The sequence below is a fragment of the Luteibacter sp. P4_D7_3 genome, from assembly GCF_056401735.1.
Genome location: NZ_JBFUIT010000067.1, coordinates 1 through 15,538 on the forward strand (window position 1 = coordinate 1; position 15,538 = coordinate 15,538).

The 15,538-nt window shown below is 63.1% G+C and carries 9 protein-coding genes and 1 pseudogene; 4 read left to right on the forward strand and 6 right to left on the reverse strand.

What is annotated here, in order from left to right; all coding sequences use genetic code 11:
- Positions 1–175, reverse strand: a pseudogene (locus tag AC1DSN_RS08725) (2-isopropylmalate synthase); the annotation flags it as partial.
- A 611-nt stretch (positions 176–786) separates the two neighbouring features.
- On the opposite strand from AC1DSN_RS08725, the gene AC1DSN_RS08730 reads away from it, so the two are divergent.
- The 3 genes from AC1DSN_RS08730 (at position 787) to AC1DSN_RS08740 (ending at position 6,313) form a co-directional block, all read left to right on the forward strand.
- Positions 787–2,301 (forward strand): DUF6531 domain-containing protein, encoded by a 1,515-nt coding sequence (locus AC1DSN_RS08730; protein ID WP_477296861.1) that lies wholly within the window; start codon positions 787–789, stop codon positions 2,299–2,301.
- A 13-nt stretch (positions 2,302–2,314) separates the two neighbouring features.
- Positions 2,315–5,050, forward strand: a complete 2,736-nt coding sequence (locus AC1DSN_RS08735) for an RHS repeat-associated core domain-containing protein (protein WP_477330327.1) — start codon at positions 2,315–2,317, stop codon at positions 5,048–5,050.
- A gap of 819 nt (positions 5,051–5,869) precedes the next feature.
- Positions 5,870–6,313 carry a hypothetical protein gene (locus AC1DSN_RS08740; RefSeq protein WP_477296867.1) on the forward strand — a complete coding sequence of 148 codons (444 nt, stop codon included), beginning with the start codon at positions 5,870–5,872 and terminating at the stop codon, positions 6,311–6,313.
- A 7-nt stretch (positions 6,314–6,320) separates the two neighbouring features.
- Here the strand turns inward: AC1DSN_RS08740 and thrC are convergent, their stop codons facing one another.
- From thrC to AC1DSN_RS08765, 5 genes are all read right to left on the reverse strand, one after another.
- Complete coding sequence (gene thrC, locus AC1DSN_RS08745) at positions 6,321–7,598, reverse strand: threonine synthase (protein WP_477330329.1); 1,278 nt, start codon at positions 7,596–7,598, stop codon at positions 6,321–6,323.
- A gap of 2 nt (positions 7,599–7,600) precedes the next feature.
- Complete coding sequence (locus AC1DSN_RS08750; protein WP_477297952.1) at positions 7,601–8,551, reverse strand: homoserine kinase; 951 nt, start codon at positions 8,549–8,551, stop codon at positions 7,601–7,603.
- On the reverse strand, positions 8,545–9,696 hold the full coding sequence (locus tag AC1DSN_RS08755) for a homoserine dehydrogenase family protein (RefSeq protein WP_477297953.1): 1,152 nt from the start codon (positions 9,694–9,696) through the stop codon (positions 8,545–8,547). Before AC1DSN_RS08755 ends, AC1DSN_RS08750 begins: the two co-directional genes overlap by 7 nt.
- A gap of 416 nt (positions 9,697–10,112) precedes the next feature.
- Complete coding sequence (locus tag AC1DSN_RS08760) at positions 10,113–12,104, reverse strand: bifunctional 2',3'-cyclic-nucleotide 2'-phosphodiesterase/3'-nucleotidase (RefSeq protein WP_213949177.1); 1,992 nt, start codon at positions 12,102–12,104, stop codon at positions 10,113–10,115.
- 169 nt (positions 12,105–12,273) lie between these two features.
- The gene (locus tag AC1DSN_RS08765; protein WP_477297339.1) at positions 12,274–14,196 is read right to left on the reverse strand and encodes an alkaline phosphatase family protein; all 1,923 of its coding nucleotides are present in this window, start codon (positions 14,194–14,196) and stop codon (positions 12,274–12,276) included.
- 179 nt (positions 14,197–14,375) lie between these two features.
- On the opposite strand from AC1DSN_RS08765, the gene AC1DSN_RS08770 reads away from it, so the two are divergent.
- Positions 14,376–15,538 (forward strand): TonB-dependent receptor plug domain-containing protein (locus AC1DSN_RS08770; RefSeq protein ID WP_477330331.1); only part of this gene is annotated, 1,163 nt, incomplete at its 3' end.

The following is a 15,538-nucleotide window of genomic DNA, read 5'->3' on the forward strand; positions in this document are numbered from 1 at the left end:
CGATGATGTCGACGCCCAACGCTTCCAGGGCATGTGCCATGCGCAATTTCGCACGTCGGTCCATCGAGAAGCCGGGGGCCTGCTCGCCGTCGCGCAAGGTGGTGTCGAAGATGCGCACGCGGCCGCCTACGTCGCTCTCGACGGATTCGGTGCTGCCCTGGTTTGCTGGATTCATGTCTGGCTCCGCTCGTGAATGAGGCGGGCCTGGGGCAATAAAAAACCCCGCATCCGTTGCCGGGTGCGGGGTTCTTAAGGAGTCTTCAGGTTTGTTTCTAGTTACCTGGACACTTGCCCTTAGCCCGCACCTCCGCAGGTAATAAGTACAAGGTTAATAAGAAGGAGGCCGCCGCCGAGACGCAGCTTGCCTACTGCCGCCGGGAGGCGGTTCAGGGCAAAGCGGCCAGTGGTGGTGCGCTGCGTCATGTCACCGAACGTAAGTCAGTTCGTCGACGTGTGTCAACACTTTCTCTTGAAACTTGTTTCCTAGGACATTTGGACGGCTAGATGTCCGCGAGCGGTGGTTTCCCCCGCAAAGGCCGCCGCTGCGCAGCCCCAACAAAGTGGTATGCAATCCAAGAGTCCGCTTTCTGTAGGAGCCGATTCATCGGCGATGGCGGCACGACACGCTCCAAGAAAGCGATCACCCTTTTGTCCCAGATTCTCAACACAACCCATTGAGAATATTCGAAAATGACAAAATTTGTGATGTCCATCACACTGGGATGACAGACGCGGTAAGTACGCCTACGTAAACTCCGCGCCCTCACTTACCCAATGGATAGATATATGCGAAGGATTGCGCGAGGGGCGCTGTATGCGCTCGCCTTGTTGTTACCCGTGACAACGGCGAACTCGTATGGCTTGCCCAGTGCCGGCTCTCGAAACGCGTTCTCGCCGGACGCGCAGGGCCCCGCGGTTGACCCGTCCGAACCCGGCGTGGAGCGATATCAGTCGGATCTTGGTCCCGGTGACTGCGAGACTCGTCCGGGCGTGGGAAACCCCATCAACGTCGGCCACGGCAACAAGTATCAGGAAATCGTCGATGTCGCCGCGACTTACGGCTCGCCACTATCGTGGCATCGCTTCTATAACAGCGGCATTGTGAGCGACGACAAAGAAGGACGGTTGCGTAAGCGGACCTTGCCTGCCACGGGCTCGCTTGGCAGTCGCTGGCGCGCAACCTACGACCGTTCGCTCAGCGTCGTGGCAGGTGTGGAAGGCAAGCGTGTCCGCATCCAGCGCCATACCGGAGAGAAGGTTGATTTTATCGACGTCAATGGGCGATATCAAAGCGAGGTAGACCCGCGCGGCGAGCTCGTCCCGAATGGAGATGGCTGGATTTACCGGCCGTCTGCCGGTGCGGACGCCGAGGAATACGACGCGGGCGGGCGACTTATGTCGATCGGTGCGGGGACTACCCGATTCGTGAGCCTTAGATACACGGATGCTCTTGTAGAGGTCGCCGACTTACAGGGTCGAAAGCTTTCCGTTACCTATGACGTGGAGGGGCGGATTGCTTCGGTCACCGATGGCGCGGGGGTTGCGGTGCAATACACGTACGACGAGGCGGCGGACAGTGGCCACAAGGCTGATCCCGCCACGGCCACGTACGCCGACGGCACCTCGCATCGTTACATCTACAACGCCCAGGGCTATGTCGGTGGCGTCAGCCGGCCGCATGCGCTTACGGGCATCGTCGATGAGTCAGGCGAACTGTTCGCAAGCTTCTGGTACGACAGCGAGGGCCGCGCGGTCCGCAGTGAGCATGCGTTCGGCGTCGATGCCGTTCAGCTATCCCGCGAGGCCGACGGGAGTGTCGCCGTCACTGGTCCCACGAAGGCAGTGCACCGTTATCGTTACGCCGAAGTCCGCGGCTCGCGTCGCCTAGTCGGCGTCGACCAGCCCGGCGGAGCCGGCTGCGGGGCGGCAAACTCTAAGATCAACTACAACACCGATGGTACGGTGTCGCGCCGGACGGGCTTCGATGGCCATGCCACCGAGTACCGCTACGACACCCACGGCAATGAGACAGAACGCACTGAAGCGGCGGGCACCCCGGTGGCCCGCAAGATTGCCACGACCTGGCATCCGACTATGGATTTACCGGTCCGCATCACGTGGCCGGGACGCGAGGAACGCTTTACATACGACGCGGCAGGCAACCTGACGGGTCGCGAGGAATGGGGCGCTATCGATCCGACACAGTCAGGATCGGCGCTTACGTTGAGCCGAAGCTGGCGGATGACGTACGACACGGCAGGCCGGCTCGCATTGGAGGAGGGTCCGCGCAGACACGAGTAAGGTCGGGGCGCTCATGCGCCATACCTACCGATCTGCGGATGCATCGAACTGCGCGAACAATGGCCCATGCGATTACCGCAAAGGCGACCTGTGGAAATCGGAGAATGCGCTCGGTCACACCGAGGAGATCCTTACCCAGGATGCGACGGGACGCGTACGGTCTCGCCGCGATCCGCAGGGCATCGTCTACACCTACACCTATGACAAGCGCGGCCGATTAACCGATGTGGAAGAGCTGCGGCCGGGCAACGTCACCGCCAAAACGTCCATGAGCTATACGCCGCGAGGCGACGTCGCATCGATTACTGACGCGGACGGCGTCACATTGCGCTTCGAATACGACAAGGCGGGCCGCCTAATCCAGATAGCGAACCCGTCGAATCATCGTATGCGCTTCGAACTCGACGCAGCGGGCAATCGAATCGGTGAGACCGGCTACGACAGCATGTTCCTCAAGACCCAGATCAAACGCACCTTCGATGCCCTGGGCCGCGTCGAGACCGAGACCAGCGCAAACAATTCAGTGACGCGTTACACGTATGACGAACTCGGCCGCCCAACGGGCACGACGGACGCCGACGGACGTAAAACCACCGCGAGCTACGACGCGCTCGGGCGTCTGCGTGAATCCGTTAGGGATGCTGGCGGTCTGAGTGCCAGTACCACGGCTTCGTACGATCCTCTCGATCAGCTAGCATCGATTGAGGATCCCAAGGGCCTCACGACGCATTACCTGACCACTGGCCTGGGCGATGTTGGAGCGGTCGATAGCCCCGACAGTGGTGAGTCCGTCGATGAATATGACGTGGCTGGATTCCTCGCCCACCACGAAGGCGCCGGCGGCGTCGGTAGCTATGAGGTCACCCGCGATGGCTTGGGTCGCTCGACCGTCGTCCGCTACAGCGATGCGAAGCTCGAAACCCATTTTACCTATGACATTCCCGACCCGACGTGCCCCGCGGGCGAAAGACATGGCGTCGGCCGCCTGTCGGCGATGTTGCAGTCGGGCAGCAAGACGGCGTTCTGCTACGACGCAACTGGGAATATCGCGCGAAAAATTCAGGCATGGGCTGCAACGACGAAGGCGGTGGCGTACCGCTACTCGCTGGCTGGCCGCTTGCAGGAAGTCGCAGTCGATGGAGGTGCGCGAACGATCTATCGTTATGACGCCGATGGCTCGGTGGCGGGTATCAGTGTCGAGCCCCAAGGTGCGGCGAAGGCAGACGTGATTACTTATGTTGCGTACCGGCCCTTCGATCTCATCGAGAGCTGGCGCTATGGCAATGGCACCGAGCTAACGGTCACGCGTGATGACAGCGGCCGCGTGACCGCCTGGGGTGGCCCAGATTACCAGTTGTATGCGCTGAACTACACCCCTGGCGGAGAGATTTCCTCGCAGATGGCGCGCGCCTATGCGTTCGACTTTGGATACGACGGACTCGGACATCTGAAGTCCGTTGCACAACCCAGCACGGGCAATATGTTGCGTACCTTCGAGTACAACACCACGGGTGACCGGACGTCCGTGACAAGCGGTGGCGTCAAGCAGAACTATCTATACGAACCGGCAAGCCATCGCCTGGTGACCGCGGATGGAAAGATGCGTCGCTACGACGCGGCGGGGAACACTATTGCGATAGGTGATGCCACGCTCGCTCAGGATGCGGCGGGTCGATTGGAGTCGGTGAGCGAGCAGGGACGCCCGCTGGTCAGCTATGGCTACGACGCAGCGGACCAGCGAATCATGCGCACTGAGGCGACCGGCGTTAAGGTTAGGCTTGTGCTGTACGACGAGGACGGACGCTGGCTCGCCGACTACGACAGCGCGGGCAACGTCACGCGGCAGGCCGTCTGGATGAATGACTATCTTGTCGGGCTCGTCGATAACGGCAAGTTGCTTTACGTTGAGCCGGACCACTTGGGGTCGCCTCGTGCTGTGATCGATCCGACGCGCAAAGCGACCGTATGGCGGTGGCAGCCCAGTGACGATCCGTTTGGCACAGCAGTGCCTGACGAGGATCCTGACTCCGACGGAACGCRTTTCGTCTTCGACATGCGCTTTCCGGGGCAACATTACGACGCTGCAACGGGTCTTTACTACAATTACTTTCGTGACTATGACGCCAGTGCGGGTCGGTATATTCAAGCCGATCCGAGCGGCTTGGCGGGCGGGATCAATCCATACTTGTATGCAAATGGTTCGCCTTTGTCGTACGTCGACTCGACGGGCGAGATCCCTCTCCCCGTCGTTACTGCCGCCATCGGCTTGATCGGAGCAGCGATTGGTGACACCGCGGCTCAAGTGTACGGTATGTACAAGAGTGATTGGTGCAAGGACTTCAATTGGCGCGAACTAGGCGTATCGGCAGTTGGAGGGGGTCTTGCCGGACTTGGTTTGCCAGTGGTCTCGGCCGCGGCGGGAGTTGGCGGTGTCGCCGCTCTGGGGGCGGCCAGCAACGTGGGTGTTTATGCTGCTAATGGCGGAGATATCGCAGACCCGAGCGGAGTTGCTTGGGCAGCCGGTACAGGCGCTGCGGGCGGATTCATCGGAGGAGCAGCTGGAAGAGTCGTCCGTTGGGGGACGAGGAGTACCGCGGCTAGCAGCAGCATGATCGCTAGAAGTAACAACGCCGCAAACGTGCGTCTGAACACGGGCGTCATTTCTCTAATGCGCGGGCAGGGCGGAGGCGTGGCTTCCAGCGCTCCCATGCCGTCAAGCGCACCATCTGACTGCGGCTGCCAGCACTGATCTTATGAAAGACTCAATTAAGCCGAATCGGATAATGGTGCTAGCTCAGGGTTGCGTAATATGCGCTATAGGATGCATTTCACTTGTCTTGATTTTGGTGAGCCTGGCGGGCGGCTTCTCCGCGGTGCACTTTGGCGTCGGTGCACTACTTATGATCTTCGTTATTCGATTCCTTATCACCGTCATTGAAGACTTTTTCGTGGTCATGGATCAACAGGGCGTCGAACAGCTGAGAGTGGTGCACGGCAGGCGTTTCTTCGTGAAGAAACGTCTGGCCTGGGGAAACGTAGACACGGTTACGCAACGGAATCTCCTCTATCGACTTGGAGGTTCGGACTTCGAAGTTCGCTTGAACATATCCTCGTTCAACGATGGGAACGAGTTTCTAGAGTTTCTAGAGGCTCACCTCCCTGGTGACCTAACTCGGTGAGTTAACGGGGTCGCCCACTGGTCGGCCGTCGCCACGACGTCATTTTAAAATTAATGAGGGCGCAGAAATGATTTCTTCTGCGCCAGTGCCGATCTATGCAGGTCCCAGAAATGAAGAAAGTTTGGATATTCATGGCCTTCGTGGCGCCTGTCGGATTTTTTCAGGGCCCGCTACAGCGTGAGATGAGTGGGCCGATATTTCTGGTCGCCGCGGCAGTGTTCCTACTGATCGGTCGAGCCGTGGCGGAGAGATATGGCAAGTAGCTCCTAGAACCCGCCTCCTACACAGTCGCCGATTCGTGTCACGAAGGACGCTAACCATGACTTCCACGGTGCGGCAGTGGGTGCAGGATGGGGCGGCGCCAGCCTGGGCTTCGGAGGAGATGGTTTGTGCGAGCATTGACCGGAATGGCCGCCAGATTTTTCAAGCGCAGGTTGCACCTTACATCGTTGGAGCGAACCATCCTCGATGCCGTCGAGCGGAAGCTGCCCGTCCAGGCATCGACCATCTGGCAGGGACAGGTAAAGGCGATTTACCTCGTCCAGCGCCTGCCGGACGGCATCGAAGTCGATTTCTATATGCGCGATCCGCTACGCGGCTCCGGGAATGCACTCCCTCGGTTCCAAAACCAAGAAGAGTTTGTCGTAGCTACCGTTCAGATATCACTGCCATCGTTAGGGTCTTCCGTCAGCGCCAGTGTCTGGTGCGTATCGGGTCGACTTTTCTCAATCGAATACAAAGGAAGTATCAAGTATTTCGAGGAAGCGATTGGCATGGATCCCGCGCCGGACCTACGGATCACCGTAGCCGTTGACGGCGAGCGACTGAGCTAAAGGTTAACTACCAGCCCCTCAGCCATTCAGCGAACATCCGTCCGTCTGCGGCTAGCGGCTGAGCCGTCGCTTCTCGCGCGAGCATGGCCCCTAAAGCGTCGGGAACGTGCACCGTCCGCCCGATAAGCGGCTCAACCACGGTATCGAACTTGGCGGGATGTGCCGTGGCTGCAACCGTCCATGTTCGAGCGTCGCTGGCGAGACGGCGACGTTCGAACACCCGGATCGCCGTCGCCGTGTGCGGGCAAAATATCTCACCGTCGCAAGCTGCATGGCGAAGAATGACATCGCGAATCTCCGCATCATCGACGCCCTCGGCGTGACCGCTGCGACGCGCATTATCGTCGCCCCCGAACAGATGACTCAGCCGCTCGAAGTTGCTCGGCGCGCCCACATCCATCGCATTGGCGATCGTCGCCACCGCGTCCCGCGCCTGGTACGGCTTCCCGGCAAAGAACTCCGGCAGCGTATCGTTTGCGTTACACGCGAACACCACATCGCCAATCGGCAACCCGATTTCGCGTGCCCACAGGCAGGCAACGGCGTTGCCGAGATTCCCGGTTGGCACGATGACATTCATCACGCCATCGGCGTTCAGTGACGCATGCCCGAAGTAAGCCATCTGCGGCAGCAGGCGCCCGAGGCTGATGCTGTTCGCCGAGGACATCGGCACGTCGGCCTGCAAGGCGGCATCGCCGAGTGCGCCCTTCACCATGCGCTGGCAGTCGTCGAAACTGCCTTCCACACGCAGGGCGCGCACGTTACCGCCGAAGCTGCCGAGTTGGTGCGCCTGGCGTGGCGAGACGCGGTTGTCTGGGTAGAGAATCGCGACGCGCACGCCGGGCAGGTTGTGGAAAGCGGCGCCGACGGCCGCACCGGTATCGCCCGACGTGGCTACGAGGATGGTGAGTGGGCGATCGCTGTCGCGGCGCAGGCGGCTCAGGCAAGCCGCGAGGAAGCGCGCACCGAAGTCCTTGAATGCTGCGGTGGGCCCATGGAAGAGCTCCAGCACATGAGCGCCTTCGATCTTCAACTCGCGACGCGGTGCCGGAAAGGCGAACGCTTCGGCGCAGATCGCCGGCAGATCGTCTTCGAGCGGATCGCCCTCGAAGAAGGGCTCGAGCATGCGCAGCGCGGTCCCCGCGAGGTAGCCGTTCGCCGGAGGCAGCGGCACCGTCGGCATCGTCTCGGGAACATACAGCCCGCCGTCGGGCGCGATGCCTGCGGCGATGGCATCGGAAAGACGTGTGGGCGCGGCACCGCCGCGCGTGCTGACATAGCGCATGGTCAGAGCAACCGGGCGGCGGGGCCGTCGATGGGGGCGACGAGTACGTCACTGTCGTGACCGGCAGCTTTGAAGGCGGCGCGCATGTCGATCGACGCGGCCTCGGCCGAGGCGCGATCTTCGAACCAGCCGAACACGCTCGGGCCGGCGCCGGAAATGCTGGCACCGAAGGCGCCATGGTCGAGCGCGGCCTGCTTCACGGCAGCGAAACCGGGAATCAGTGGCGCACGACGTGGTTCCACCAGCACATCGGAGAGTCCTTCGCGAACCAGCGTCGCTTCTCCGCGATAGCAGCCCGCCAGCACCAGCGCGAGATTGGCACTCTGCGCCACGAACTCGCTCAGCGCGTAATGGCCGGCCAGTGCAGCACGGGCACGGCGGGTTTCCAGCACCACGTGCGGATGGATCAGCGCGCAATGCCACTCGCCCGGCACCGGAATGCGCACGAGGCGCTTGTCAGTGGCGAGCACGAGGCCACCGAGCAACATCGGTCCGAGGTTATCGCCATGACGACTACCGCTGGCAACCACCTCGCCGTCCAACGCAAACGGATACAAAGCCTCGCGTGACAGCGGCTCGTCCAGCAGCGCATTGGCGGCAACGACAGCCGCGACGCAGGACGCCGCCGATCCGCCCATGCCCGAGCCCAGCGCGATGCCCTTGTGCAGCACCAGCTCGAAGCCGAACGGCAGTTGCAGCCCATGCATCATCGACAGCAACGAGGCGCCGGCGGTGTTGTCCGCGGCAGCCATCGGCAGGTCCGTGATCACGCCATCGATCGAGGCAATGCGCACTTCCCGCTCGGGGATGCGACGCACTTCGGCACGATCGCCTGCGCCTGCGACGCAGTGTCCAAGGATGTCGAACCCGATGCCGACATTGCCGACACTGGCGTAGGCCTCGGCCACGGCGACATCCGCACGGACCAGGGGCGAGGATTCTTCTTTCAGCATGCGCACCGTTTTACTCCCATGGCACCGGCCACGCGCAGCAGATCCGTGAAGACCGCCGCCGCCGTGACCTCGGGACCGGCACCCGGCCCCTGGACGACCAGGGCATTGTCGCAGTAACGGCGCGTGGCGAAACGCACCACGTTATCGGTGAGGCGCGAGTGCGCGAAAGCGTGGTCGGCACCGATCACCTGCACGCCTACCGAGGCGTTCCGCCCATCGAGACGGGCCACGTGGCGGAGCACGCCGCCCGCGGCGCGGGCATCGGCAAGCAGGGCGGCCATCGGCGCATCCATGGCGTCGAGATTCGCCATGAAGCCCTCGCGGCTGCCGTCGGCCAGCTCGGCGGGGATCAGGCTGCGTACGTTCACGTCGTCCAGGGACAGGCCGACGCCGGCTTCCCGGGCGAGAATCACCAGCTTCCGGGCCACGTCCATGCCGGAAAGGTCGTCACGCGGATCGGGCTCCGTATAGCCCATGGCATGCGCCTCGCGGACCAGCGCCGAGAACGGTACCGAGCCATCGAAGCGATTGAACAGCCAGGCCAGGGTACCGGAGAGCATGCCTTCCACGGCGAGCAGTTCATCGCCCGTGTCGATCAGGTCGCGCAGGGTCTGCACCACCGGCAAGCCCGCACCCACCGTGCCTTCGTAGTGCAGGCGGGCGCCGCTGGCGTCGGAGGCACGGGCAATCTTGTGCCAGCGATCCAGCGGCCCACTGGCGGCGCGCTTGTTCGGGGTGACGATGTGGATGCCGGCGGCGAGCCAGCCGGCGTAATGGTTGGCCACGAGGTCGCTGGCGGTGCAGTCGGCTAGTACGGCCACTTCGCCCTCGCGACCCGCCACATACGCGGCGAACTCGTCGAGCTCGGCCGGACGCCAGATCTGGGCGCCGTGCTGGCGACCGTTGAGGGCGTCGTCATCGCAATCCAGCCACATATGCCGGCTGTCGCTCACCGCCCGCAGGCTGAGCTGCAGGTTGCACTCGCGCAGCAGACGGGGTGCGGCCAGGCGCATCTGGGCCAGGAAGGCGCTGCCGACCTTGCCGGGTCCGACGACACCGACATTGACCACAAGGGGAGCGACGGCCACGCGCAGAGGCGCAACACGTAAGGGAGAACGGGGTAACTCGACAGCGATGGACACGATGAAAGCCTCCGGTGAGAGGCCCTTCGTCACATCAGGTTTGGGATCTTGGCTGGGAGTTCCGGCGCCGATCCCGTCCTGCGGGAGGTCGGGGCCGGCAGCGACAAGAAACTAGGCGCGCGCGAACTCCGATCCTCCGACCAGGGTAGTGGTCGTTGTCGTTGTAGTCGCGGTGGTGGACACGGACGCAAGCGCGCCGGCCGGGAGGGCCGGGGTGAAACGCAGCGCTGGCGTGTTGGGATGCATGGGCCCGACGTTATGCCCGCGTGTAGGGGACTGTCAAGCGGGTCGGGGCCGGCCGGATGGCCTATGTGGATTTTGGCGGAGGTGCCGACAGGTGCGAACTGTGGGAGCCGCTTCAGCGGCGGGGGGGATTGCGGCAGCGCCCATCGCCGCTGAAGCGGCTCCCACAAACAAGATCAGCGTTTTGAAAGGTCTAGCGCGTAGACGGCGGTGCCGTCGCCGTTGTCGCGGAGTTGTTTGATGGCGAGGTGCTGGGCCTTGGCGATGTCTTCCTTGCCGGCCGCCGCGGTGAACGTGAGCGTGCCCTTGGTCTTCACCGGGACGAAGCTCCACGAACGCTTGTCGACATCTTTCGCGGTGATGGTCTTCTTCGTTTCCACCCACTTGATCACGACTTCGCGATTGCCGTCCGGCGCGTTCAGGACGACGGAATCGCCATTCATGCCCGGGAAGCCGCCGCCACCGTTTGCGCGATAGCTGTTGGTCACCACGATGAAGGGCTGGCCATCGTCGACCGGCTTACCCTTGTAGCGGAGGTTGCCGATGCGCTGGCCTTCTGGCTTGGTGACGTCGATGGTGTAGGTGATGCCACCCTGCATCTGGTCGAAGTTGTACGCCACGAACTTGCCGGTCAGTGCCTGTTCCCCCTCCTTCGAGGGATCGATCTGGTTGAAGCGTCGGGCCGACTCTTCCAGCCACGCCTTCACCCCGGCGCCATCGATCTTCACTGCGGCGAGCGTGTTCGGATAGAAGTACAGATCCGCCGCATTGCGGATGGTCAGGGGACCCTTCGACACATCGGTGTAATCGTCCGGGCCGCCGAAGCCTGTACGGAACGCGGAGGCGGCGGAGATCAGCGGGACGTCCTTCCATTCCGGGTGCGTACGGCTGAGCTCATCACGCGCGTAGTCGGCTTGCGCGGCATTGACCACGGCAAGCGCGCTCATGTTGCCTTCGTCCGCGAAGTAGCTGGTGAGGTCGTGGTCCGTCGCGCCAATGGGCGTGTTGACGTAGGCGATCGCGGCTTCGTGTGCGTCCTTCACGATCGGCTCGATAGTCGGGTCGACGGCGACACACTCGTTCTTCTTCGGGCAGATCGGGCGGACCTGACTGTGGCTCTTGTCCTTCTCCACCACCCAGCGATCACCCTCGCGCTTCAACGTCATGTTGATCACGCCCAGATCCTTGCCGAAGAAGCCGCCCATCACGGCGGGCACGCCGCGCACGATGCCGCGCTTCGCGTCCACGTCCTTCATGTCCATGTAGCGCGGCCCCGGGAACTCGGTGTGCGAGTGACCCAGAAGCAGCGCGTCGATGCCCGGCACGCCGGCGAGGTACCAGCCGCCGTTCTCCATCTGCGGCGTGTACGGCGCGGTGTTGAGGCCCCCGTGCAGGATCGCGACCACCAGGTCGGGCTTTTGCGCGAGCACTTCCGGCATGTATTTGTTCGCGGCTTCGACGACGCCGTCGACGGTGACCTTGCCCTGCAGGTTGCGCTTGTCCCAGTCGAGAATCGGCGGCGGCGTGAAACCGATGATGCCGATCTTCAGCGTCGTCGGCACCACCTTGCCCATCGTGGTGGTGACGTTGACTGTCTTGGTCACGATGGTCCACGGCTTGAAGATGGGCTTGCCATCGCGCGTGCTGTAAACGTTGGACAGCACCAGCGGGAATTTCGGTCCCGCACACTGCTGGGCCTTCACACCGTCCACGTTCATCGACGTGTTGGTGACCTGGGCGAGGAAGGGCAGGCCGTAGTTGAACTCGTGGTTGCCTGCGGTACCGCCGTCGTAACCGATCGCGTCCATTGCGGCGTAGATGCCCAGCTCGGTGTCGCAGCCCACCGGCTTGACCATGGCCTGGTAATCGGCGAGTACGGACCCCTGGATGGTGTCGCCGCTGTCGAACAGCACCGTATTCGGGAACTCCTTACGAGCCTGGCGGATCAGTGTGGCAACGCGCTCGTAGCCGAAGCTCGGATCGTCCTTCTGCTTGTAGTAGTCGTACGAAAGAATGTTCGAGTGGACGTCGGTCGTCTCGAGGATAGCCAGGTCCAGCGTCGCGCCATCGGTGATAGCGGCGGGGTGGGCCGTCTTGTCTTTCGGCGCGCCGGCGCAGGAGGCGAGCAGTGCGGCCGAAAGCGTGGCCATCGCGAGATGCTTGAGCATGGGGGTATCCGGTGGGACGTAGGGTATCGGGGCGGAAAACTAGCAGAAAGCGCCGCAGCGGCATAACGGCCGTGCTCCTGTAGGAGCCGATTCATCGGCGATCCCACGAAGCGGGGCAGGATGCGGCAAGCACCCATCGCCGATGAATCGGTTCCCACCGAAGCCCTCCTCAGGGCAAGTGTTCAGCCTTGGCCTGGTCGAAATAGGTGTAGGTTCTGCCGTTGTCGGTGAGCTGCTTGGTCTTGAGGACGAAGCGGTAGGCGGTGCGGTTCATCGCAGAGCCGTCCACGCGGCGCACGTCCAGACCCGTGGCGGTGTCGGTCGTCACATCCGCCGACGTCACGGCGAGGCCGTCGCCGCTGCGTCCTTCGATGGACTCACGCAGCACACGCCCGTCCGGTTTGCCCAGATCCAGCTTGAGTACGGCGGCCAGCGTGGGCGCAAGGTCCACGTTGCCGCTCGGCAACTCGCTGCGCGTGTTCTTGCGGAAGTCGGGGCCGCTGACCAGCAGGAGGTTATGCACGTCGACCGGGCTGAAGCTGCCGTGCATGCCGCGCTCGTTCGACATGCTGGTGTACACGGTGCCCTTGAATCCCTGCACGGTCGCTTCCGCATCGAAGTCGTAGCTGGCCACAATGTCCGGCGCGCGCTTGTTCGCCAGGTGCACGCTGCCGAGGGGCAGGGTGCCGGGAATCTTGCCATAGCGCGCATCGACGAAGATGGCGCCGAAAGCCTCCTGGCTCTGCAGGAAGCGCACGGCCTTGAGCACCTGCGCGCGATCGTGCTCAGGCTGGTAGAGGTACTCGCTGCCTCCGTTGGGCGCGATGACGAAGGACTGCTTCGGCAGTTCGGCGGGCACCTTATAGGCGGGTGTCGTGTACGGACCTGGCTTGCCACAGAGCTTGCCGTCGTCGTCGAAGCGCGTCGGACGTAACGGCTTGCCGTCGGCTTCGATGCCGGACATGACGGGCACATAGAGGCAGCCGTAGCCGTCGAAGGCGGTGAATCCGGCTCGGGTCATGTCGTCGGCCAGGCGGATGGCTCCGGATACGGAGTAGCCCCACTCGCCATCGGGCTTGCCGACCCGCCCGTCCGCAATCGTGCGCAGCGGAAACAGGTCGCGCGGCGCGGAGACGTTGCTGTGGGCATGGTCGGAAACGATGACCAGGTCGGTATCCGCGTCCATGCCCAGCTCCTTCAGCCGTGCCTGCAACTTGCCCAGCAGTTCGTCTTGCGCGCGCAGGGCCAGATGAAAGTTGGGCGAACCCACGCCATAGAGGTGCTCGGTGGAGTCGGGATTACGGAGCCAGACGAAGCTCACATCGGGCTTCTCGACCGGAAGGATGTACGTCAGGAAGGCGTTCATCAGGTAGGCGTTGGCTGCCGCTGGCGGGGCGCCGGCGGCGTCGGATGCGTCCGAGCTCACACCATCCTTCAGGGTGACCAGCGGCAGCTGGGCGGTCGGCGCGCCGTTGTCCGGCTCCAGTTGGAAGCGGTCCGCGTCGTAGGCGTGAACCGTGTTCGCCGGTAACGGCAGGCCCGCCTTGGTCAGGCGCCTGGCGAAGTCCAGCGGCAGCGCCACGTTCTCGTCGAGGATGACGCCGCCCTCGTGGATGTCCTGCATGAAGGCCGGTCCCGATTTACCGACCACCGCGGTCTTGAGCCCGGCCTTGCGTGCGCGGTCGAGCAGGGTGGGCGCCTCCAGGAGATCGTGGTGCCAGTGGTCGTCGAGGGCACGAAGGACGGCGTAGTCCTCGGTGTAGATCGGCGCGTTGTAGTCGCTTGGCGCGCCCTTGGCGTCGAATCCCGTGGCGCCGGACGCCCAGAAGCGGTTGCCAAAGAAGCCGATGGTTCCGGGGAACGACCCGGTGGCGAAGCTCGACGCGTTGATCATGGTGAAGGTGGGGTACGTCGCGTGGTTGTCCGCGAAGAAGGTGCCCTGTTTCGCCAACGCCGCCAGGTTGGGCGTGTCGTCCTCGCTGATCGCGTCCGGCCGCATGCCATCCCAGACGAAGACGATGACCCGGTGCGCGTGGGCATCCAAGGTCACCGCTGCAAGGAGGAGGGTGGCCAGGGCAGCAAGTCGACGCATGACGGGTTTCCGTGAGGATAAAAGGTGAGCATGTTGAGGCCCGCGTGTTTCAGTTCGGGGACGAGGTGCCGGTAGTGCGATAGGCGTCACCCCTTCGCAAGAATCACATCACATCGTAAGAAAACATACATATCGAGTCTGCACGCTTGTCGGCTTCCCCCACGACGAGCTCCCTGTCGATGACGCTTTCCCGTCGCACCCTGTTTCTCGCCCTTGTTGCCGCCATGTCCGTCCAGGCCCGCGCCGGGGACGTGCCGCCGCCCGCCACCGCCGATCAGGCACAGCAACTCGAAGGCGTCTCGGTCATCGGTCAGGGTGAGACCCGGCAGGTGCAGCGCATCACGCCCGCCGACCAGAAGGTACTGCCGCCGGGTACCAGCCCACAGAAGATCCTGAACCGCCTGCCGGGTGTGTCCGTGCAGTCGAACGATGCCTTCGGCGCCAATGAGGAATCGCAGACGATCACCCTGCGTGGGTTCAACGCCACCCGCCTCGGTTACACGCTGGACGGCCTGCCACTGGGCGATAACGCCTACGGCAACTACAACGGCCTGAACATCTCGCGTGCACTGATCGCGGAGAACATGGCGACCGTCGAGCTGTCCGAAGGCATTGGTGCTCTCGGCACCGCATCCACCAGTAACCTCGGCGGCGCGATCCAGTACTTCTCGTCCGATCCGGCCAAGACCTTCGGCGGGAAGGTTGCACAGACCTTCGGTAGCGACCATAACCGCCGCAGTTACGCGCGCATCGATACCGGCGATTACAAGGGCTTCTCGATGTACCTGTCCGGTGCGCACACCGACGCGGACATGTGGGCCAACCCGAACTCGCCGACCAACACCAAGCAGTTCAACGGCAAGGCGGTCTATGAGTTCGGCGAGGGCAATCGCATCACCGGTTTCGCCGATACCTCGCGCACCAGTCAGGCCGACTATGCGTACCTGTCCAAGAGCGGCCTGAAGCGTGGGCTCGGGTGGGACTGGAACCTTTACGCACCGGACTGGAAGCGTGCGCTCGCCGCCGCCTACTGCTCGCCCACGTACACCAAGGGCGGCGTGAGCGATCCGCGTTGCGGCTTCTCCGGCGGCGTCGATAACATCGACGACGCGTATTACCAGAGCCGCGCGTTGCGTAGCGACGACCTCTACTACCTCGCTGGCGACTTCACGGTTGCCGATGGCGCCACGCTGCACACCCAGGTCTACCACCACGAAGACGCCGGCCAGGGCCATTGGTGGTCGCCGGGCCAGAAATCGTATCCGGGCACGGCGCAGGAGCTGCCGATCTCGATCCGCAGCACCAACTACACGATCAACCGTAACGGCGCGATCGCTTCGCT

Bases quoted from the DNA above. Each gene is read 5' to 3' on its own strand.
- AC1DSN_RS08765 (WP_477297339.1), bottom strand. From the start codon at position 14,196: ATGCGTCGACTTGCTGCCCTGGCCACCCTCCTCCTTGCAGCGGTGACC.
- AC1DSN_RS08730 (WP_477296861.1), top strand. From the start codon at position 787: ATGCGAAGGATTGCGCGAGGGGCGCTGTATGCGCTCGCCTTGTTGTTA.
- thrC (WP_477330329.1), bottom strand. From the start codon at position 7,598: ATGCGCTATGTCAGCACGCGCGGCGGTGCCGCGCCCACACGTCTTTCC.
- AC1DSN_RS08760 (WP_213949177.1), bottom strand. From the start codon at position 12,104: ATGCTCAAGCATCTCGCGATGGCCACGCTTTCGGCCGCACTGCTCGCC.
- AC1DSN_RS08750 (WP_477297952.1), bottom strand. From the start codon at position 8,551: ATGCTGAAAGAAGAATCCTCGCCCCTGGTCCGTGCGGATGTCGCCGTG.